General features: G+C 55.6%; 16 protein-coding genes. 10 read left to right on the top strand and 6 right to left on the bottom strand.

Annotated features, from left to right (window positions below):
* Positions 1-33 precede the first annotated feature (33 nt).
* Positions 34-2,217: a YgiQ family radical SAM protein gene (locus GJQ55_RS05850; protein ID WP_228346577.1), complete on the bottom strand. Its 2,184-nt coding sequence runs from the start codon at positions 2,215-2,217 to the stop codon at positions 34-36.
* Between the two features lie 447 nt (positions 2,218-2,664).
* Between GJQ55_RS05850 and GJQ55_RS05845 the strand changes: the two genes are divergently transcribed.
* The 4 genes from GJQ55_RS05845 to GJQ55_RS05830 all read left to right on the top strand — a co-directional run bounded on the left by GJQ55_RS05845 (position 2,665) and on the right by GJQ55_RS05830 (position 7,126).
* Positions 2,665-3,954, top strand: coding sequence for a CmpA/NrtA family ABC transporter substrate-binding protein (locus GJQ55_RS05845; protein WP_228346576.1), 1,290 nt, complete (start codon positions 2,665-2,667; stop codon positions 3,952-3,954).
* Between the two features lie 20 nt (positions 3,955-3,974).
* Positions 3,975-4,823 (top strand): nitrate ABC transporter permease, encoded by an 849-nt coding sequence (ntrB, locus tag GJQ55_RS05840; protein ID WP_228346575.1) that lies wholly within the window; start codon positions 3,975-3,977, stop codon positions 4,821-4,823.
* A gap of 25 nt (positions 4,824-4,848) precedes the next feature.
* Complete coding sequence (locus GJQ55_RS05835; protein ID WP_228346574.1) at positions 4,849-5,697, top strand: ABC transporter ATP-binding protein; 849 nt, start codon at positions 4,849-4,851, stop codon at positions 5,695-5,697.
* A 142-nt stretch (positions 5,698-5,839) separates the two neighbouring features.
* Positions 5,840-7,126, top strand: a complete 1,287-nt coding sequence (locus tag GJQ55_RS05830) for a nitrate regulatory protein (protein WP_228346573.1) — start codon at positions 5,840-5,842, stop codon at positions 7,124-7,126.
* Between the two features lie 158 nt (positions 7,127-7,284).
* Here the strand turns inward: GJQ55_RS05830 and GJQ55_RS05825 are convergent, their stop codons facing one another.
* Positions 7,285-7,500 (bottom strand): hypothetical protein, encoded by a 216-nt coding sequence (locus GJQ55_RS05825; protein WP_228346572.1) that lies wholly within the window; start codon positions 7,498-7,500, stop codon positions 7,285-7,287.
* Between GJQ55_RS05825 and GJQ55_RS05820 the strand changes: the two genes are divergently transcribed.
* Both GJQ55_RS05820 and GJQ55_RS05815 read left to right on the top strand, forming a co-directional pair.
* Positions 7,499-8,659 (top strand): alginate export family protein, encoded by a 1,161-nt coding sequence (locus GJQ55_RS05820; protein WP_228346571.1) that lies wholly within the window; start codon positions 7,499-7,501, stop codon positions 8,657-8,659. The genes GJQ55_RS05825 and GJQ55_RS05820 overlap by 2 nt on opposite strands.
* A gap of 64 nt (positions 8,660-8,723) precedes the next feature.
* Positions 8,724-9,968 (top strand): NAD(P)/FAD-dependent oxidoreductase, encoded by a 1,245-nt coding sequence (locus tag GJQ55_RS05815; RefSeq protein ID WP_228346570.1) that lies wholly within the window; start codon positions 8,724-8,726, stop codon positions 9,966-9,968.
* A gap of 87 nt (positions 9,969-10,055) precedes the next feature.
* Here the strand turns inward: GJQ55_RS05815 and nirD are convergent, their stop codons facing one another.
* Both nirD and nirB read right to left on the bottom strand, forming a co-directional pair.
* The gene (gene nirD, locus GJQ55_RS05810; protein WP_228346569.1) at positions 10,056-10,412 is read right to left on the bottom strand and encodes a nitrite reductase small subunit NirD; all 357 of its coding nucleotides are present in this window, start codon (positions 10,410-10,412) and stop codon (positions 10,056-10,058) included.
* A gap of 2 nt (positions 10,413-10,414) precedes the next feature.
* On the bottom strand, positions 10,415-12,997 hold the full coding sequence (gene nirB, locus GJQ55_RS05805) for a nitrite reductase large subunit NirB (protein WP_228346568.1): 2,583 nt from the start codon (positions 12,995-12,997) through the stop codon (positions 10,415-10,417).
* 477 nt (positions 12,998-13,474) lie between these two features.
* Here nirB and GJQ55_RS05800 point away from each other — a divergent pair, with 477 nt between their 5' ends.
* From GJQ55_RS05800 to GJQ55_RS05785, 4 genes are all read left to right on the top strand, one after another.
* On the top strand, positions 13,475-16,177 hold the full coding sequence (locus tag GJQ55_RS05800; RefSeq protein WP_338149184.1) for a nitrate reductase: 2,703 nt from the start codon (positions 13,475-13,477) through the stop codon (positions 16,175-16,177).
* Positions 16,174-17,001, top strand: a complete 828-nt coding sequence (cobA, locus tag GJQ55_RS05795) for a uroporphyrinogen-III C-methyltransferase (RefSeq protein ID WP_228346567.1) — start codon at positions 16,174-16,176, stop codon at positions 16,999-17,001. The genes GJQ55_RS05800 and cobA overlap by 4 nt, the downstream gene beginning before the upstream one ends.
* A 104-nt stretch (positions 17,002-17,105) precedes the next feature.
* A complete protein-coding gene (locus tag GJQ55_RS05790) occupies positions 17,106-17,390 on the top strand; it encodes a type II toxin-antitoxin system RelB/DinJ family antitoxin (protein WP_228346566.1) in 285 nt (94 codons plus the stop codon).
* Entirely contained in the window at positions 17,387-17,668 is a 282-nt protein-coding gene (locus GJQ55_RS05785) for a type II toxin-antitoxin system RelE/ParE family toxin (RefSeq protein WP_228346565.1), read from the top strand. Before GJQ55_RS05790 ends, GJQ55_RS05785 begins: the two co-directional genes overlap by 4 nt.
* A 28-nt stretch (positions 17,669-17,696) precedes the next feature.
* Here GJQ55_RS05785 and GJQ55_RS05780 read toward each other — a convergent pair whose 3' ends face one another.
* Both GJQ55_RS05780 and GJQ55_RS05775 read right to left on the bottom strand, forming a co-directional pair.
* A complete protein-coding gene (locus tag GJQ55_RS05780; protein ID WP_228346564.1) occupies positions 17,697-17,999 on the bottom strand; it encodes a phage terminase large subunit family protein in 303 nt (100 codons plus the stop codon).
* Positions 18,000-18,036: 37 nt separating this feature from the next.
* The gene (locus GJQ55_RS05775; RefSeq protein WP_228346563.1) at positions 18,037-18,744 is read right to left on the bottom strand and encodes an SIMPL domain-containing protein; all 708 of its coding nucleotides are present in this window, start codon (positions 18,742-18,744) and stop codon (positions 18,037-18,039) included.
* Between the last annotated feature and the right edge of the window lie 21 nt (positions 18,745-18,765).

Genomic DNA, 18,765 nt, shown 5'->3' with positions numbered 1-18,765 from the left:
GCCTGCACCAATGCCCGTCATCCTGTCACACATTCAGCGCTTCGGGCGCTTTGACCCTTGTGGCTGCGGCTTGCGCGCCGCTACGGGTTTACTACCCGGCTTACCAGCCGGCTTAAAGCCCGACCGTTTGCTGTTTTTCAGCATGGCGGTCTCTTCCGCCGGCACCAGGGCGTTAGGGCCGCTGCCGATCAAATCGGTGCGGCCCATGGCTTTCAGTTCTTCGCGCAGTAACGGCCAGTTTTTGGCGTCGTGATAACGCAAAAAGGCTTTTTGTACGCGGCGCTGGTTCAGGTCACGCGGAATATAAATCTTGTCGGATTTATAGCTCATGCGGTGCAGCGGATCGCGCTCGGAATGGTACATGGCGGTGGCCAGCGACATCGGCGACGGGTAGAACGTCTGCACCTGGTCGACGCGCATTTTCTGGCGTTTCAGCCACAGCGCCAGGTTCATCATGTCTTTGTTTTCTGAACCCGGGTGGGCGGCAATAAAATACGGCACCAGGTATTGTTCTTTACCCGCTTCTTTCGAGAACTTATCAAACATGCGCTTGAAGTTATCGTAAGTACCCATGCCCGGTTTCATCATTTTGCTGAGCACGTTTTCTTCAGTGTGCTCGGGGGCAATTTTCAGCAGGCCGCCGACATGGTGGGTAACCAGTTCGCGTACGTATTCCGGGTCTTGTACGGCCAGGTCGTAACGCAGGCCGGAAGCAATGGCAATGCGCTTAATACCCGGAATTTTGCGCGCCGCACGGTACAGTTCGGTGGTGTGCTTGTGGCTGGTTTCCAGGTTTTTACAGATGCCCGGAAACACGCACGACAACCGCCGGCAGCTGCGCAGAATGGTGTCACTCTTACAGCGCAGGAAATACATATTGGCGGTCGGGCCGCCCAAATCGGAAATTGTGCCGGTAAAGCCCGGTACTTTATCGCGGATGTCTTCAATTTCGTTGAGGATGGATTCCTGCGAACGGTTCTGAATAATCCGGCCTTCGTGCTCGGTAATGGAACAGAAGGTACAGCCGCCGAAACAGCCGCGCATAATATTCACCGAAAAACGGATCATATCGTAGGCGGGAATTTTGGCATCGCCGTAGCTTGGGTGCGGTACGCGCTGATAAAACAGGCCAAATACCGAATCCATTTCGTCGGTTTCCAGCGGAATCGGTGGCGGGTTTACCCACACTTCTTTGGTGCCGTGTTTCTGAATTAACGGCCGCGCGTTATAGGGGTTGGATTCCTGGTGCAGAATGCGCGAGGCATGAGCATACAGGGCGCTGTCGTTGCGCACTTTTTCAAACGACGGCAGGCGGATAACGGTTTTGCTTTCGTCGTGGTCGATTTTGCGTTGCAGCGGCAGCGGAATAATTTTTACCGGCATCACGTCATCGGCTTCGCCAGCATCGTTATTGGTGCTGCAGCTCATGCTGGCGGTATCTTTCATCTCATAGGGGTTGGGAATTTCATCCAGCCGCCCCGGCCAGTCGATGCGGGTGGAGTCAATTTCCGTCCAGCCTTCCGGGGTGGCGTCACGCACAATGGTGGTGCCGCGCAGGTCTTTTAACTCGTCCAGGGTTTTACCAGCGGCCAGCGCGTGGGTCAGTTCTACCAAGGCCCGCTCGGCGTTGCCGTACAACAGAACATCGGCGCCGGAATCAATAATCACCGAGCGGCGCAGCTGGTTGCTCCAGTAATCGTACTGGGCAATACGGCGCAGGCTGGCTTCAATACCACCAATGACAATGGGCACGTCTTTGTACACTTCGCGGCATTTTTGCGAATACACAATTACGGCGCGGTCGGGGCGCTTGCCCGGCTCGCCGTTCGGCGTGTAGGCGTCGTCGCTGCGCACTTTCAGGTCGGCGGTGTATTTGTTGATCAGCGAGTCCATGTTGCCAGCGGTCACGCCGAAATACAGGTTCGGCTTGCCCAGCTTTTTAAACTCTTCAGGGTTGTTCCAGTCTGGCTGCGCAATAATGCCCACACGGAAGCCCTGCTTTTCCAGCAAGCGCCCCAGCACCGCCATGCCGAAGCTGGGGTGGTCTACATAGGCGTCGCCGGTAACAAGAATCACATCGCAGCTGTCCCAGCCCAGCTGTTCCATTTCCGCCCGCGACATGGGCAGAAACGGCGCCGTGCCGAAACACTCGGCCCAATAAGGGTAATAAGAAAACAGATGCGGAGCATCGGCTTGGCGTTGGGCGGGCTGGTTCATAAGGCTGTCTTCATCGCTGGTCGTGCAAGGGGGCCAGACGGAGGCAAAACCCGGCTGACCAAATTAGTCGGGCATTGTCCCAGAAACCGGGGTAAGGCAAAAGGGTTACCCACAATGGCATCGCGGTGGCACCACACTGGTGCAACGAATGACAGTCATGGCCGCAAATAAGGCACGTTTACCGCCGCACCTGCCCGTCTTTTTCCGGCCAACAGCGGCTGCTCGCCGTAATAACGGGGCTTTTTCGCCTGCTGGCAAAAACTGGCACAACTTTGGCAATACCCCAGTGACAAGACCGGAGATTCCACTCAGGCACCTTTCAGTCAGCAACCAATGCCGGTTGCTGACACGGCAATGAAGCCCACGTCAGTTCCTTCACCGGAGCTGACTGTGGGTTTTTTTATGCCCCGGTGCCGGAACCTATTCAGTAACGCCAGGAGAGCCACCATGAGCCAAGACAACCACGCCAACCTCAGTCGCCGTACGCTGTTAAAAGGCATGGCCGCCGCTGCCGGTACCAGCATGCTGCCGGCAATGCTGAGCGCCAGCCGTGTCCACGCCGGCAACGGCAAACCAGAAACCACCAAAGCCAAGCTGGGCTTTATTGCCTTAACCGATGCCGCGCCGTTGTTTGTGGCGCTGGAAAAGGGCTTGTTCGCTAAGCACGGCATGCCCGAAGTGGAAGTGCTGAAGCAATCGTCCTGGGGCACCACCCGCGACAACCTGGTGCTGGGCTCTGCCCGTGGCGGTATTGATGGCGGCCATATTCTTACCCCCATGCCCTACCTGATGACCGCCGGCATTAACAGCGAGCCGGTGGCCATGAGCATTCTGGCGCGGCTGAACCTGAACGGTCAGTGCATTTCGGTGGGCAACGAATACAAAGACCTGAACGTGGGCGTGGACACCAGCGAATTTGCCAAAGCACTGGCGGCCAAACGCGCCTCCGGTAAAGAAATCCGCGCCGCCATGACCTTCCCGGGCGGCACCCACGACTTATGGATACGCTACTGGCTGGCCGCTGGCGGCATCGACCCCGACCGCAATATCTCCACCATCGTGGTACCACCGGCGCAGATGGTGGCCAATATGAAAGTAGGCAGCATGGATACGTTCTGTGTGTGTGAACCCTGGAACCACCAGCTCATTAACCAGGGCATTGGCTACACCGCCAACACCACCGGCGAGCTGTGGAATGACCACCCGGAAAAAGCCTTTGCCCTGCGTTCCGACTATGTGGCCGCCAACCCGAATGCTGCCAAAGCCCTGCTGATGGCCATTATGGAAGCGCAGATTTTCTGCGAGCAGCCGGAAAACAAAGAAGAAATCGCCGCCATCTGCGCCAAGCGCCGCTGGATCAACGCCCCGGTGAACGACATCGTGGATCGTATGAAAGGCAACTTTGATTACGGCACCGGCAAAGTCATTAACAACCACCCGCAGCAGATGCGTTACTGGAGCCATCAGGCGTCTTACCCCTTCCAGAGCCACGACCTGTGGTTCCTGGTGGAAAACCAGCGCTGGGGCACCATTCCGCTGGATTACGACCTGCACGCCTTAATTGCCAAGGTGAACCGCGAAGATATCTGGCGTGATGCCGCCGCCACGCTGGGCATTGATAAAGCGGATATTCCCGCCGGCGTAACCCGTGGCAAAGAACGCTTTTTCGATGGCGTGGAATTTGACCCCGCCAACCCGCAGGCCTACCTGCAACAACTGAAGATCCGCCGCGTATAACGCTGCTGAGGAGACTGACGATGACTTCAAGAACCCTCGCTCTGCCGGGCCTGAACGGCAACGGCAAACTGGCGGCACAACTGCGCCGCAGCGGCCACTGGCTGCTTAACCATGCCCTGCCACCGCTGCTCACACTGGTGGTACTGGTCGGCTTCTGGGAACTGCTGTGTTCCCGCCCCGGTGTCAGCCTGCCGGCTCCGTCGCAGGTGGTTGCCGATACCTGGGAGCTGATTATTGAACCCTTTTACGACAACGGCGGTAACGACAAAGGCATGGGCTGGCAGATTCTCGCCAGCCTGGAACGGGTGGCCTATGGCTACGCGCTGGCGGTCATTGCCGGCATCGGTTTAGGCGTACTGGTGGGCAGTTCCGAATGGGCCATGCGCGGCCTCGACCCGATTTTTCAGGTGCTGCGTACCGTACCGCCACTGGCCTGGCTGCCGATTTCCCTGGCTGCTTTTCAGGCCAGTGCACCCTCGGCGATTTTCGTGATTTTTATCACCGCCATCTGGCCCATCATCATTAATACCTCGGTGGGTATCCGCAATATTCCGCAGGATTACCGCAACGTGGCGCAGGTATTACGCCTGAACCCGCTGGAGTTTTTCGTGCGCATTACCCTGCCCGCCGCTGCTCCCTACATTTTCTCGGGGTTGCGTATTGGGGTTGGCTTATCGTGGCTGGCCATTGTGGCGGCTGAAATGCTGATTGGTGGTGTCGGTATCGGCTTCTTTATCTGGGATGCCTGGAACGCCTCCCGTCTCAGCGACATCGTACTGGCACTGGTGATTGTGGGGTTGGTGGGCTTCGCCCTTGACCGCATGGTCGGTGCCATCGGCAATTTAATTACCCGCGGCACCAGTGCCTGAAGACCCACGGAACGAGGAAAAAACCATGACAACAGCCAACGAACGTTACCTGCAGGTTCAGCACGTTAATAAAGTATTTACCCGCGACAACGTCAGCAATCAGGTGCTGGCCGACGTGAATCTTACGGTAAAACGCGGCGAATACATTTCCATTATCGGCCACTCCGGTTGTGGTAAATCTACCCTGCTCAATATTGTTGCCGGTTTAAGCACCGCCACCGATGGCTACGTAATTCTGGACGGTAAAGAGGTGAACGAGCCCGGCCCCGACCGCAGCCTGGTATTTCAGAACCACTCGCTGCTGCCCTGGCTTACGGTGTACGAAAACGTCGCCCTGGCGGTGAATAAAGTGTGCAAACACAAAAACAAAAAAGAGCGTCACGAATGGATTCTGCACAACCTCAACCTCGTTGGTATGTCGCACGCCATTGAGCGCCGCCCCGGTGAAATTTCTGGTGGTATGAAACAGCGGGTGGGCATTGCCCGCGCCCTGGCCATGGAGCCGAAATTATTGCTGCTGGACGAGCCCTTCGGTGCCCTTGATGCCCTCACCCGCGCCCACCTGCAGGATGAAGTGATGCGGATTCAGGCCGAACTGAATAACACCGTGTTAATGATCACCCACGATGTGGACGAGGCGGTACTGCTGTCGGACAAAATCGTGATGATGACCAACGGTCCGAAAGCCACCATTGGTGAAATTCTTGAGATCGACCTGCCGCGCCCGCGCAGCCGCATTGAGCTGGCCAATGATCCGCAGTACAACCACTACCGTGGCGAAGTATTGCGTTTCCTGTACGAAAAACAGCAAAAAGTAAAACCCATTGCCAGTGTAAAAACGGCCGAATCCAAAGCGGCCGTTGCCGCCGGCTGAGTTGCTTAAACCCAGTATGAACCGCCTTAACCGGCGGTTTTTTTATGTCGAATAAAAACTGGTACTTATCTTGCTAACCAAAAAGCGATATTGATTAAAATTCTGCTGAATTTTCAGCAGCGCCATAATGAGCAGGATAACCATGTTAAACACCCCGTCTGACCGCAGTAACGCCGTTGCGTATTTTTTAACCCTCGGCCGCCAACAGGAACTGAGCGAGCTGGAGCAATTTTCACGCACCAGTATGCTGGTAATAGCCATCAGCAACCTGCTGCATCAGCTGCAATACGAACGCGGTTTATCCAACCTGTTTCTGGGCAGCCAGGGCGTACGCGGCACGGAAGAACTGCAAAACCAATGGAGCAACAGCGATACCCAGCTAAAACAACTGCAACAGGCCCTGAATAACCTGCTGCCAGAACAGGGTTTACAGCATTTACCGGCGCGCTGGTTACGGCGGCTGGGCTATGCCCTGCACAGCCTGGAACGGCTGCCGCAATTACGCGCCGATATTCAGCAGCAACGGCTGCACACCAGTGCTGCCATTAAAGCCTATTCCGAACTGGTGCAAAGCCTGCTGGCGGTTATTTTTGAAACCGCCAGCCAAACCAGCAACGAAGCAATGGCCCGCATTCTGGTGGCCATGTTCAACCTGATGCAGGGCAAAGAACTGGCCGGTCAGGAACGTGCCTGCGGTGCCGCCGGTTTTGCCGCCCGCCAGTTTGATCCGGCGTTGCGCGAGCGCATAACCCAGCTGATCGACCGGCAGGACCGTTGTTTTCATATTTTCTGCGACTACGCCAACGACGAAGCCTTACAAGCCTGGGCGCGCGTATTACAGGGTGATTTTCAGCTGGAATTTGAACGTCTGCGGCGGCTGGTGTTAACCGCCAGCCCGGCGTCCATGGCCGTGGAAGAATACGATATCCGCTGGTTTCACTGCTGCTCAGCAAGATTGGATGCCCTAAAACAGGTGGAAGAAATTCTGGAAACCCGGCTGCTGCAAATGGCCCAGCAGGCATTGCTGCAAATCCGTGAACTCAGTGCGGCTGAACCGGAATTTAACCACGACCTGCAACGCGCGGCCTTTGATGATGTGCCCACCTTTGCTCTCTACGTCAGCCATTCAGAAACCGATGATCCGTTCAGCGGCCCCGATGATGATATGGCCCACAACCTCAGCAAACCGGTGGTGGAGCTGATTGAAGCCCAGGGTAAACGACTGAAAAGCCTGCACGGCGAACTGGATGCCGCGCGCACCGAATTACACGAACGCAAACTGATCGACCGCGCCAAACGGGAATTAATGCAGCGCCGGCAAATGACCGAACAAGAGGCCTATGCCTTTTTACGCCGCATGGCGATGAACCAGAACCGCCGTTTGGTGGATGTGGCTAATAATGTGCTGAACATGACCGAATTGCTCTGAACCAGCTGCCCTTTATCTGCTGCTCTTTAAAAGTGCATGGCAACAAAGCCATGCACGTTTTCAGTTCTGCGGTTAATGCCATGTCCGGGTAACCGCCGTCATAAAACAGAAAAATATGGGTTAAACCGTCAGCAAAATCCGGAATAACCGCAGCCAATTCAGCCAATGTCCGCATTGCCCGGCATAAACGCCGTTACTCTCTTAGCTGGCATAAAACTCGCTGCACTGAATCTGCCCAACCACACCAACGCCGGTGTGGTGGTAACCGTTAATTCTGCTGTACCGGCAACGACGCCGCATTCCTGCCCAGGAATTGCGGCTTTTTTTTTGCCCGCCAGCAAGCCAAACCAGCTCGCCCAGAGGAAACTGCCCATGAAGCATTTTGTTAGCGCCAACCGTCTGATTCTGCCCTTAGCCATAACCGCATTATCCGCACCACTGGCAGGTACCGCCCAGGCCTTGCCCACGGTCATCAGCGACGGAAAACTACTGGCCGACCTGCGCCTGCGCTACGAAAGTAACGACACCGATGATGCTACCGAGAAAGCCACCGCTCTCACTCTGCGCTCACGCCTTGGTGCCGAAAGCGGCGCCATAAATGGCTTTAAAGTGCTGGTCGAAGTAGAAGACATTCGTGCTCTGGTCGATGAATACCGTGTTGAAGACCCGGCTTACGATGTGGTGGCCGACCCGGTGGACAACGAAATAAACCGCGCCCAAATCAGCTACAGTAACGCCGGATTTGCCGCCATTCTGGGCCGCCAGCGTATCCTGCTGGATAACACCCGCTTTGTCGGCAACGTGGGCTGGCGTCAGAATGAACAAACCTACGATGCCGTCAAACTGGGCTATAAAACCGCGGATTATCACGCGCAATACGCCTTTATTGATCAGGTCAACGACATCACTTTTACCGAGGCCGATGTCAGCCATCATTTACTGAATATTCAATACAGCGGATTTAAACCGGGCAGCCTGACCGGCTATGCCTACTTACTGAAAGACGACGCCACCGATGCCAAAAACAATACCTTCGGTGCGCGTTTTTCCGGCAAACAGGCAGTTAATGATTTATCACTTCTGTACACCGCCGAATACGCACTGCAGAAAACCGATGATTTTGATGCCAGCTATCTGGCGCTGGAAGCCGGCGTAGTTGTTCAGGGAATTACGCTGGCCGCCGGTTTTGAAAGCTTAGGTAGTGACGGCGGCGCTTATGGTTTCCAGACCCCGCTGGCCACCAAACACGCGTTTAATGGCTGGGCCGATAAATTTCTGGTAACCCCTGCTGACGGCTTAACCGACACCTACGTAAAAGTGACCACCGCCGTAGCCGGCGTAAACCTGCTGGCGTTTTACCACGACTACGGTTCAGACCAGGGCAGTGCCGATAAAGGCAGCGAGGTGAATTTTCAGGCGACCAAAGGCTTTGGTAAATATTACACCGCAGGGCTGAAATACGCGGCCTACAGCAAAGGCGATGCCGGTGCCGATACCGACAAAGCCTGGCTGTGGCTGGAAGCTAAATTCTGATATTTCACAGGTTGCGGCAGTCACTTCGGTGGCTGCCGCTTTTTTATACCGAACGGAGTAGCGTATGAATACCGATTCCGTCTTGCTGATTATCGGCAATGGCATGGCCACTAACCGGCTGTTGGAAACGCTGGATACCCACCATCATTTTGCCCGCATTCTGGTACTCAGTGACGAGCCGGCCCGGCATTACAACCGCATTATGCTGTCGCCTTTACTGGCTGGTGAAACCGATCTGGCCGCTATTACTCCGCACGATGACGACTGGTACAGCAAACGACGCATACAGATTTTTTATGGTGAGAGCGCAGTAGCCGTAAACACCCAACAACGGAATATTACCTGCGCCAGCGGCTTAACCCTGAGCTGGACGCAGCTGATTTTTGCCACCGGCTCACGCAGTTTTATTCCGTCGATTCCGGGCGCTGGTTGCAGGAATGTGCTAGGTTTCCGCACCCTGCAGGATGTACAAAACATGCAGGCCCGCTTGCCACATAGCCGCCACGCCACCGTGGTGGGTGCCGGTTTATTGGGCGTGGAAGCCGCGGTTGGTTTGCAGGCTCAGGGGCTGCAGGTCACCTTAATGCACCGCAACCCGGTATTAATGAACCGCCAGCTGGACAGCACCGCCGCACAGTTATTACACAATGCCCTGCGCCAGCGCGGTATTCAGGTGCGCACCGGTTGTGGGCCGGAACAATTACTCAGTGATAACGGCCAGGAAATAAACCGCTTGCTGTTGCACAGAAGCGGCCGCGATACCCGCCAGACCTTAGCCACCGATCTGGTGATTTTCGCCACCGGCATTATTCCTAATACCGAACTGGCAGCGCAGGCCGGCATTGCCTGCAATAAGGGCATACAGGTCAATGAGTACCTGCAAACCTCGGTGCCGGGTATTTATGCCCTGGGAGAATGCTGTGAGTTTTCCGGCACCACCTATGGGCTGGTCGCGCCTATCTGGCATCAGGTGCAGGTGCTCAGCCAGATGTTATTAAAACAACCGGCGTCGCCCTATTACGAGCAACCGCAGATTACTAAATTAAAAGTATCCGGGCTGGATATGCACAGCATCGGTGATATTCACGCCGGCCCGGACGATGGCTGCGAGCTGATGACCTTGCTGGACGAAGAAGCAGGCATGTATAAAAAACTGGTGCTGCGCCATAACCGTATTATCGGTGCGCTGTGCGTTGGCGATGTGCGTCACAGCCAGTGGTATTTTGATTTACTGATGCAGGCTGAGGATATTTCTGATCAACGGCTGACGCTGTTATTTGGCCCACAGCAGCGGCCTGAAGCGGCTTAAAAGCGGCTTAATGAAGTACATGGCTGTTTGCTTATTGTCTTTATAAAAAAACCGGGCATAGCCCGGTTTATTTTTTTGCGGCGCTTATTACCCCAGCAAAATATCCCCCTGCTCTACCCGCACCGGCCACACCTTAAGCGTTACGGAATCATCTTCCAGACATTCGCCGGTCTGCAGATCGTAATGCTGTTTATACAGCGGTGAGGCCACCACCAGGCGCTCGCCAATGGAACCGACAATGCCGCGCGACAGCACATTGGCGCCGCCAACCGGGTCGTAATTGCTGATAGCAAATACCTGCTCGCTGTGGCCCAGGCGGAACAACGCTACCTGTTCGCCTTTATGCCAGGCGCACACCCCGGTGTCCGGGGCGATATCAGTTAAACGACACACCACTTGCCAGGGTGTGGTTACCGCAACGAGATGTAATGCAGCTGAGTTCATGGTTATGCTCCTGCCTGAGTTTCAGGTTGGTTATCCAGGTTTAATAATTCAATACGTTCATCTTCGGTAGCCGGCCGGCGCTGGCCACGCTCACGCACATACAGCAACTGACTGTCGGTAGCATCGCTGTTAATAAAGTGACGGAAACGCAGTAATTTTTCCGGCGTGGCCAGCGTGGTTTTCCATTCGCACTGATAAGTAGCCACCAGATGCGTCATGGCGTTATCCAGTTCGCTGGCAATGCCGAGGCGGTCGTTCAGCACCACGTCTTGCAGATACGGCAGGCCGCCTTCCAGATTTTCCAGCCATACCGAAGTACGCTGTAAGCGGTCGGCGGTGCGCACATAAAACATCAGCACCCGGTCGATGGCCTGAATCAGCTGCTCGTTATTAAGGCCGGTGGCGAATAAATCGGCGTGGCGCGGACGCATACCGCCGTTGCCGCACACATACAGGTTCCAGCCCTGTTCGGTGGCAATAACGCCGATGTCTTTGCTCTGTGCTTCGGCACATTCGCGCGTACAACCCGATACGCCGAATTTAATTTTGTGCGGCGCACGCAAGCCCTTGTAGCGGTTCTCCAGCGCAATCGCCATCGACACACTGTCGAGCACGCCGTAACGGCACCAGGTGCTGCCGACACAGGATTTCACCGTACGCAGGGATTTGCCGTAGGCATGGCCGGTTTCAAAACCGGCATCAATCAGGCGCTGCCAGATTTCCGGTAATTCATGCAACTGCGCGCCGAATAAATCGATGCGCTGACCGCCGGTGATTTTGGTGTACAGGTCGTAATCGCGGGCAATTTCACCCAGCACAATGAGTTTTTCCGGGGTAATTTCCCCGCCGGCTACGCGCGGCACAATGGAGTAAGTACCGTCTTTCTGCATATTGCCGAGGAAAATATCGTTGGTGTCCTGCAGGCCGATGTGGTCATCCTGCAGAATATAATCATTGTGATACGACGCCAGAATAGAGCCGATGGTGGGTTTGCAGATTTCACAACCATGGCCACTGCCATGGTCTTCCAGCACCGCACTGAAGGTTTTATAACCTTTCACCCGAATAATATCGGCCAGCTCAGCACGGCTGAACGCAAAGTGCTCACAGATATGGTTGGTTACTACCACGCCCAGCGCGGTTAATTCGGCATCCATCACCTGCTTCACCAGCGCCGCACAACCGCCGCAGCCGGTGGCGGCTTTGGTGGCGTCTTTAATATCCACCACTTTGCAGCAACCACTGCGTACCGCCTCGCCAATGGCGCCTTTGCTGACGTCGTAGCAGGAACAGATTTGTGCGGTGGCCGGCAACGCCGCCACCCCCAGACCGATTCCGGCATCGTCACCATTGGAGGCCGGCACAATCAGGCTGGCCGGGCTGCCGGGAATATCCATATTATTCAGCATTAACTGCAGCAAAGTGCCATAGGCCGAGGTGTCGCCCACCAGCACCGCACCCAGCAGTTTTTTCCCATCGGCCGATACGTTCAGGCGTTTGTACACGCCTTCCAGCTCGTCATGGAACACAAAGCTGCGCGCCCCGGCGGTATGGCCGTGCGCATCGCCCAGCGAACCGACTTCCACGCCCAGTAATTTCAGCTTGGTGCTCATATCGGCACCGTTAAAAACCAGCGCCGGCTCAGCATGGGTAAATAACTGACTGACAATATGCCCGGCCGCCACCCGCGCCATCTGATAACCCGGTGCCACCAGACCGTAAATTTTGTTATCCCACAGCGCGCATTCGCCAATGGCGTAAATATCGTCGTCGGAGGTTTGGCAATAATCGTTAATTACGATACCGCCGCGCTCACCCAGGGTTAAACCGGTGTCACGCGCTAGTGCATCCTGCGGGCGAATACCGGCCGAGAACAGCACCATATCGGTTTCCAGAAAGGAACCGTCGGCAAAATTCAGGCGGTAGCGACATTCTTCACCGGCGACAATTTCCTGGGTATTTTTGCCGGTGTGCACCTGCACGCCCAGCGCTTCAATTTTTTCGCGCAATAAGCGACCGCCGCCTTCATCTAACTGCACCGCCATTAAACGCGGGGCGAATTCCACCACATGGGTTTCCAGCCCGGCTTGTTTCAACGCATTGGCGGCTTCCAGACCCAGCAGACCACCACCGATAACCACGCCGGTTTTACTCACGGCGGCAGCGGCAGCAATGGCTTCCAGATCTTCAATGGTGCGGTACACCAGACAATGCGGCTGGTCTTTACCCGGCACCGGCGGCACAAAGGGATAGGAACCCGTGGCCAGAATTAATTTGTCATAGCCTTCGGTGCGGCCACTGGCGGTGGTAATGGTTTTCTGGCGCGGATTAATGCCGGTTACGCGGTCATTTAAATGGAAGTGAATCTGTTGCTGCTGATAGTCAGCGGCGGTGGTCAACGCCAGATCGTCAGCGCTGGCGCCGCTGAAATATTTGCTGAGTTGTACCCGGTCGTAAGCCAGACGGGGTTCTTCACTGAAGGTGATCAGCTCGCACTGACCGGCCATATCACTGCTGGCGAAGGTGGTTAAAAACTGGTGTCCTACCATACCGTTGCCAACGACAAGAATGCGTTTTTTGCTCATGGGAAGCTCTCTATTTGGTCATCATCACGATTCTCCTGTCGATGCTTCGTTGCGCTGTTCCACGGCGGCTCCGTTACCGCGGTGGAATATCAAACAAGGTATTGCAACCACAATGCCAACCCGCAATAAATCCGGCTGAACCCCGGTTCCGCCGGGGTTTTAAGCGAAATACCGGCTTAAACCGGTTAATACACCGGCTGTGCATTGCGCAATAACGGCACACAACCCAGCAGGCCGGCACCAGAATGGCGCATATTTATGGCTGCATTGATGTGTTGCCGCCGGAAATACCGCCCAGAAACCAGTAATAAACAGACTGCAGATAAAAACAAAAAAGTTGGCACCGCTTTTGAATAGAACACTGCAGACACTGCGTTACCCCAACCGGTAAAACCTCCCGTTGTGTCGTTGGCATCAATGCAGATGCCTTATTGTTGTTTGTGCAACACCGAGCATTGGCGCTCACAGGTTCTGCCTGTGGGCGCTTTTTTTATGGGAAATACCGCCATGAACGCACCGGCTTCCAAGCCCACCACTGCCAGCCAGACGCACACCACCTGCCCTTATTGCGGCGTTGGTTGTGGCGTAACAGTGCAACATGCTGGCCAGCAGGTTTTACCGGTTAGCGGCAGCCTTTCCCACCCGGCCAACAGTGGCCGCCTGTGCGTAAAAGGGTCGGCCCTGCACGAAACCCTGAGCCACGACGGGCGTTTAGTGTTTCCGCAATTAAACGGTAAACACGCCAGCTGGGACGATGCGCTGAATATTATTGCCGACAAAATCCAGCAGGTGATCCACACCCACGGCCCGCAAGCCGTTGCGTTTTACGGCGCTGGCCAGATGCTGACCGAAGATTATTATGTGGCCAATAAACTCATGAAGGGTTTTATTGGCAGCGCCAACATCGACACCAATTCGCGCCTGTGCATGGCCTCGGCCGTGGTGGCGCACAAACGCGCCTTTGGCAGCGATACCGTACCCGGTTGCTACGAAGACCTGGAACTGGCCGATTTATTGATTTTTACCGGCTCAAACGCTGCCTGGGCGCACCCGGTGCTGTATCAGCGCATTGCCGCCGCCAAACAGCAGCGGCCGGATATGAAAATTGTGGTAATCGACCCACGCCGCACCGCCACCTGCGATATTGCCGACCTGCATTTAGCCATCCGCCCAGGTACCGACGCGGTATTGTTCAATGCGCTGCTGGTGTATTTAGCCGACAGCGGACAACTGGACGAAGACTTTATTGCCCGTCACACCAATGGTTTCGATGTGGCGTTAGAACAAGCCCGTAACGACTGCCAGAGCCTGCAGCACAGTGCTGATTTAATGGATACCGACGCGGCGTTGTTGCTGCAATTTTTTGATTGGTTTGCCCGCACCCCGCGCACCGTCACCCTGTTTTCTCAGGGCATTAATCAAAGTGCCAGCGGCAGCGACAAAGGCAATGCCATTATTAATGTGCACCTGGCCACCGGCCGCATTGGCAAACCCGGCGCCACCCCGTTTTCCATTACCGGCCAGCCCAACGCCATGGGTGGCCGCGAAGTGGGTGGCTTAGCTAATCAGCTGGCCGCGCACATGGATTTTTCCGGCTCCGAACGCGACCGTGTACGGCGCTTCTGGAACGCGCCCAAACTGGCCGAGCGCCCCGGCTTAAAAGCGGTGGATTTATTTCAGGCCTGCGCCCGCGGCGAGATTAAATTTTTATGGATTATGTCCACCAATCCAGTGGTGAGTATGCCCGAAGCCGATGCGGTAAAAGCTGCTATGGCCCAGTGTGAACTGGTGGTGGTATCCGACTGCATGGCCGACACCGACACCACCCGCGTCGCCCAGGTGTTATTACCCGCGGCCAGCTGGGGCGAAAAAAACGGCACCGTCACCAATTCCGAACGGCGTATTTCCCGCCAGCGCGGCTTTTTACCACCGCCCGGTGAAGCCAGGCCCGATTGGTGGGCCATTTGCGAAGTGGCTAAACGTTTAGGCTTTGCGCCGGATTTTGCTTACCAGCATCCGGCAGACATATTCGATGAACACGCCCGCCTTTCCGCCTTTGAAAATAATGGCCAGCGCGATTTTGATTTAAGCGGTTTAATCGGCTTAAGCCGTTACCAATACGATGCGCTGAAACCCGTGCAATGGCCGGTAAGCGACCAATATCCGCACGGCCGCGCACGCTTTTTCGACGATGGCCGTTTTTATACCGACAACCAGCGCGCTCAATTTATTCCTGTTAATGCACAGCTGCCGCGCCCACGCAGCGGTGGCGATTTACTGATGAACACCGGGCGTGTGCGTGACCACTGGCACACCATGACCCGAACCGGCAAAGCCCCCCGGCTGGCTCAGCACCGCAGCGAACCCTATGCGGTATTCCACCCAGCCGATGCTGCGGCACGCCGTATCCACGCTGGGCAACTGGTGCATATCCGCAATGAACGCGGCACATTACTGCTGCGTGCCAGCCTCAGTAACGAACAGCGTCGTGGTGAGATGTTTGTACCCATGCACTGGACCAGCCTGTTTGCCAGTAACGCGCGCATGGGCACCTTAATTAATAACGACCGCGACCCGCATTCTGGCCAGCCGGAATTCAAAATAACCGCGGTACAGGCCAGCCCCTGCACAACCCGCTGGCAAGGCATGCTGTTAAGCCGCCAGCCGCTGCACCCACTGCCCTGCACCTACTGGGCCGCCGGTGTCACCGAACAGGGCTGGTTTTATTTAATCGCCGGCGATAACGACGCCGCCGATTTTGTTAAAGACATACAACCGCAATTACCCGCCGGGCAATGGCAAACGCTGTCGGATCCTGCGCAACAGCACGAACGCCGCGTTTTACTTCTGGCCGGCAAACTGGAATGCGTGATGATGCTGCACCGCAAAGAACGTTTTTTAGACCGCCAATGGCTGCAGGAGCGTTTTGCCGATGCAGAAATCAGCGCCGCCGACCGCATGAGCTTATTAGCCGGCCGCCCGGCTGTGCACGTCGACACCGGCAATATGGTGTGCTCATGCTTCCAGGTCGGCAGTAAACAAATAGAACACGCCCTGCACGCTGGCCACAGCACCGTCGCCGCGCTGGGCCAACAGTTACGCTGCGGAACCAACTGCGGTTCCTGCATTCCTGAAATAAAAGCATTGCTGCAACAGGCACGCTGCGAGGTCGCCTTATGAAAACTCCATCCCGCCACCCACAACCTTCACATTCAGAAACCCAGCCCGGCACCGTCTGGCTGATTGGCGCCGGCCCCGGCGACCCGGAATTATTAACCCTGAAAGCGCTGCGTATTATCAGCCAGGCCGACATCGTGCTGTACGACAGCCTGATCAGCGACGACATACTCGCCATGCTGCCCAAGCGTTGCGTACGCCTGCACACCGGCAAACGCTGTGGCGCGCACAGCATGGGCCAGCCCGATATCAATAAAGCCCTGCACACCTCCGCGCAAAAATACCGCTGCGTGGTACGCCTGAAAGGCGGCGACCCGTTTTTATTCGGCCGCGGTGGTGAAGAACTGGAATACCTGCAGCAGCGTCATATTCCGGTGCAGATTATTCCCGGCATAACCGCCGCCCTCGGCTGCGCCGCTGCTGCACACATTCCGCTGACGCACCGCCAGTACGGCAACGCCTTAATGCTGCACAGCGGCCACAGCCAGTACGGCGATTTTGCAGCCAGCCACAGCCCCACCCGCGTGTTTTACATGGGCCTGCGTCAGGCCGGCCAGATCACCGGGCACTTACTGAACGACGGCATTGCCGAAGACACACCGGTCGCATTAATCGTCAACGGCACATTGCCCGACCAGCGCGTGCTAAAAGGCGTACTGATGGATTTACCGCATTTAGCCCAACGCTGCCTGCACGACAGCAAAGGCCCGGGGTTAATTATTGTGGGAGAAGTCGCCGCCATGGCACAGGTGAATGCCGGTATGAATGGCGATATTGATAGTCTGGAAGGATTGATTGCCAATGCCGCGAGCAGTGCGGTGGCCTGAGTGCGATAGAGGAAGTCCGGGATATAAAACCAGCCCCTGCCGTTACTTGCTGCACCGCAGACGTCAGTGCTAACATTTGTGCACACAACCAACGGGAGTCAACGATGGAAACCCGCATTCAGTTCCGGATAGCCGAAGACACCAAACGCCTGGCCCAGCAACTGGCAGAAAGCCAGGGGCGTACTCTTAGCGATGCCTGCCGTGAGCTGGCTGAACAGATGGCCGAACAACAGCGTAAGGTGTTATCACATGATGCCTGGCTTACCGAACAAGTGACCCAGGCCTTTGCCAAACTGGATTCCGGTCAGGCTGTTTTTGTTGAACACAATGCCGCTCAAGCAGCAATGGAAGAGCGTAAAGCAATAATTCGTAAGCGCCTGAACCAATGATTGCATGGGAAGAAGAATCGCTGAATGACCGCGAAAAAATCTTCGAATACTTATACCAATTCAATCCTATCGCGGCGGAAAAAACGGATGACTTAATTGTCGCAAAGGTTGAAACCCTGATTGCACAACCGCTTATGGGGGTTGAACGGGTTGGAATTCGTGGCCGATTGTTAATTATTCCTGATGTATCTCTGATGGTTGTTTATTTTTTTGATGGCAGCACGATTCGTATTCTTCGTGTTCTGCATCAGAAACAGCAATATCCCCACTCAAACTGACAACAAAACTCCCCTGCCATTCAGTTTTTCAGCTATCCCGCACCGGCGCCGTGAAGTACGACGCCAGGATAAACACCAGCAGAAATACGCCGGTACTTATCGCAATGGTGCTAACACTCAGATCACTGTAGCCCAGCCACGTTCCCATCAGCCAGCCGCTGGCACCACCCAGCCCTAGCGGTAAGCCCAGACTGGCACTTCCTTGCATAGAGATGACCGAGCGGCAGTGCGGGCAATGCAGCCCGTCTTTTTCGGACGCGCTCAGGCGCTGCCAGATCAGGTTAAAAAATGGCAGCACCTTGGTGCAGTAGGGGCAGGTTTTCAGCAACATCCCTGTTGTTCTCCGGAATAGAAAAAGAAGTTTCGCGTTAATCCGCCAGGTAGTAATCCACGGTAGAAACCACCCGCACTTTTTTCAGGTACGGCGTATTGTTGTCGCGATCTTCAATGCTGAACTGGCCCTGCCGCGCCGATTTTAATTTGCCCAGTTGGCTGTTGGAATCCGCCGCGAATTGCTCGGCCACGGCACGGGCATTGCGGGTGGCTTCTTCAACCATGGCGGGTTTCAGGTCGTTCAGTTGGGTAAACAGATAAGTAATACGCTGGCTGTATTCGTCGCCGCCAAAGGCGATGCCTTTTTTACCCAGTTCGGCTAAACCTTCCTGACTTTTCCGCACCAGATCGACCTTACCGGAATACACGGTAATGGTTTGCTGGGCGGTGTAGCGCAGGCTGGCGTTCTGGTCGGCATAACGCTCGGCCAGTTTGTCGGTGACAATGGCAGCAGCGGTGGTAATTTCATCGGCACTGAAGCCGGCATCGGTCAGAAAGCGCTGAATCTCGGCGGTATTGCGCTCAAGAGTGCCGTACAGTGCGGTCAGGTTGTTGTCGCCGGCAGCAAAACGGATGGGCCACACCGCGATATCGGCCGGTACTTCGCGCTCGGCCAGGCCTTTTACCGATACCACGCGCTCATATTCTTTAATGCGTACGGCGCTGGTTCCCAGCAGCCAGCCGGCAGTGGTCAGGCCAATGCAGATCAGTAAGCCAAGAATGAATGCAGATTTGGTATTCATAAGGTTCTCCCTGAGGTGTGT

It is taken from the genome of Venatoribacter cucullus, assembly GCF_016132445.1.
Classification (GTDB): domain Bacteria; phylum Pseudomonadota; class Gammaproteobacteria; order Pseudomonadales; family Oceanobacteraceae; genus Venatoribacter; species Venatoribacter cucullus.
The sequence above is the reverse complement of the archived record's forward strand: the minus strand, read 5'-3'. Positions and strand labels throughout refer to the sequence as shown.

What these genes read in the sequence shown, in the direction of transcription:
- GJQ55_RS05850 (WP_228346577.1), bottom strand. Translation starts at nt 2,217, where the DNA reads ATGAACCAGCCCGCCCAACGCCAAGCCGATGCTCCGCATCTGTTTTCT.
- GJQ55_RS05845 (WP_228346576.1), top strand. Translation starts at nt 2,665, where the DNA reads ATGAGCCAAGACAACCACGCCAACCTCAGTCGCCGTACGCTGTTAAAA.
- ntrB (WP_228346575.1), top strand. Translation starts at nt 3,975, where the DNA reads ATGACTTCAAGAACCCTCGCTCTGCCGGGCCTGAACGGCAACGGCAAA.
- GJQ55_RS05835 (WP_228346574.1), top strand. Translation starts at nt 4,849, where the DNA reads ATGACAACAGCCAACGAACGTTACCTGCAGGTTCAGCACGTTAATAAA.
- GJQ55_RS05830 (WP_228346573.1), top strand. Translation starts at nt 5,840, where the DNA reads ATGTTAAACACCCCGTCTGACCGCAGTAACGCCGTTGCGTATTTTTTA.
- GJQ55_RS05820 (WP_228346571.1), top strand. Translation starts at nt 7,499, where the DNA reads ATGAAGCATTTTGTTAGCGCCAACCGTCTGATTCTGCCCTTAGCCATA.
- GJQ55_RS05825 (WP_228346572.1), bottom strand. Translation starts at nt 7,500, where the DNA reads ATGGGCAGTTTCCTCTGGGCGAGCTGGTTTGGCTTGCTGGCGGGCAAA.
- GJQ55_RS05815 (WP_228346570.1), top strand. Translation starts at nt 8,724, where the DNA reads ATGAATACCGATTCCGTCTTGCTGATTATCGGCAATGGCATGGCCACT.
- nirD (WP_228346569.1), bottom strand. Translation starts at nt 10,412, where the DNA reads ATGAACTCAGCTGCATTACATCTCGTTGCGGTAACCACACCCTGGCAA.
- nirB (WP_228346568.1), bottom strand. Translation starts at nt 12,997, where the DNA reads ATGAGCAAAAAACGCATTCTTGTCGTTGGCAACGGTATGGTAGGACAC.
- cobA (WP_228346567.1), top strand. Translation starts at nt 16,174, where the DNA reads ATGAAAACTCCATCCCGCCACCCACAACCTTCACATTCAGAAACCCAG.
- GJQ55_RS05790 (WP_228346566.1), top strand. Translation starts at nt 17,106, where the DNA reads ATGGAAACCCGCATTCAGTTCCGGATAGCCGAAGACACCAAACGCCTG.
- GJQ55_RS05785 (WP_228346565.1), top strand. Translation starts at nt 17,387, where the DNA reads ATGATTGCATGGGAAGAAGAATCGCTGAATGACCGCGAAAAAATCTTC.
- GJQ55_RS05780 (WP_228346564.1), bottom strand. Translation starts at nt 17,999, where the DNA reads ATGTTGCTGAAAACCTGCCCCTACTGCACCAAGGTGCTGCCATTTTTT.
- GJQ55_RS05775 (WP_228346563.1), bottom strand. Translation starts at nt 18,744, where the DNA reads ATGAATACCAAATCTGCATTCATTCTTGGCTTACTGATCTGCATTGGC.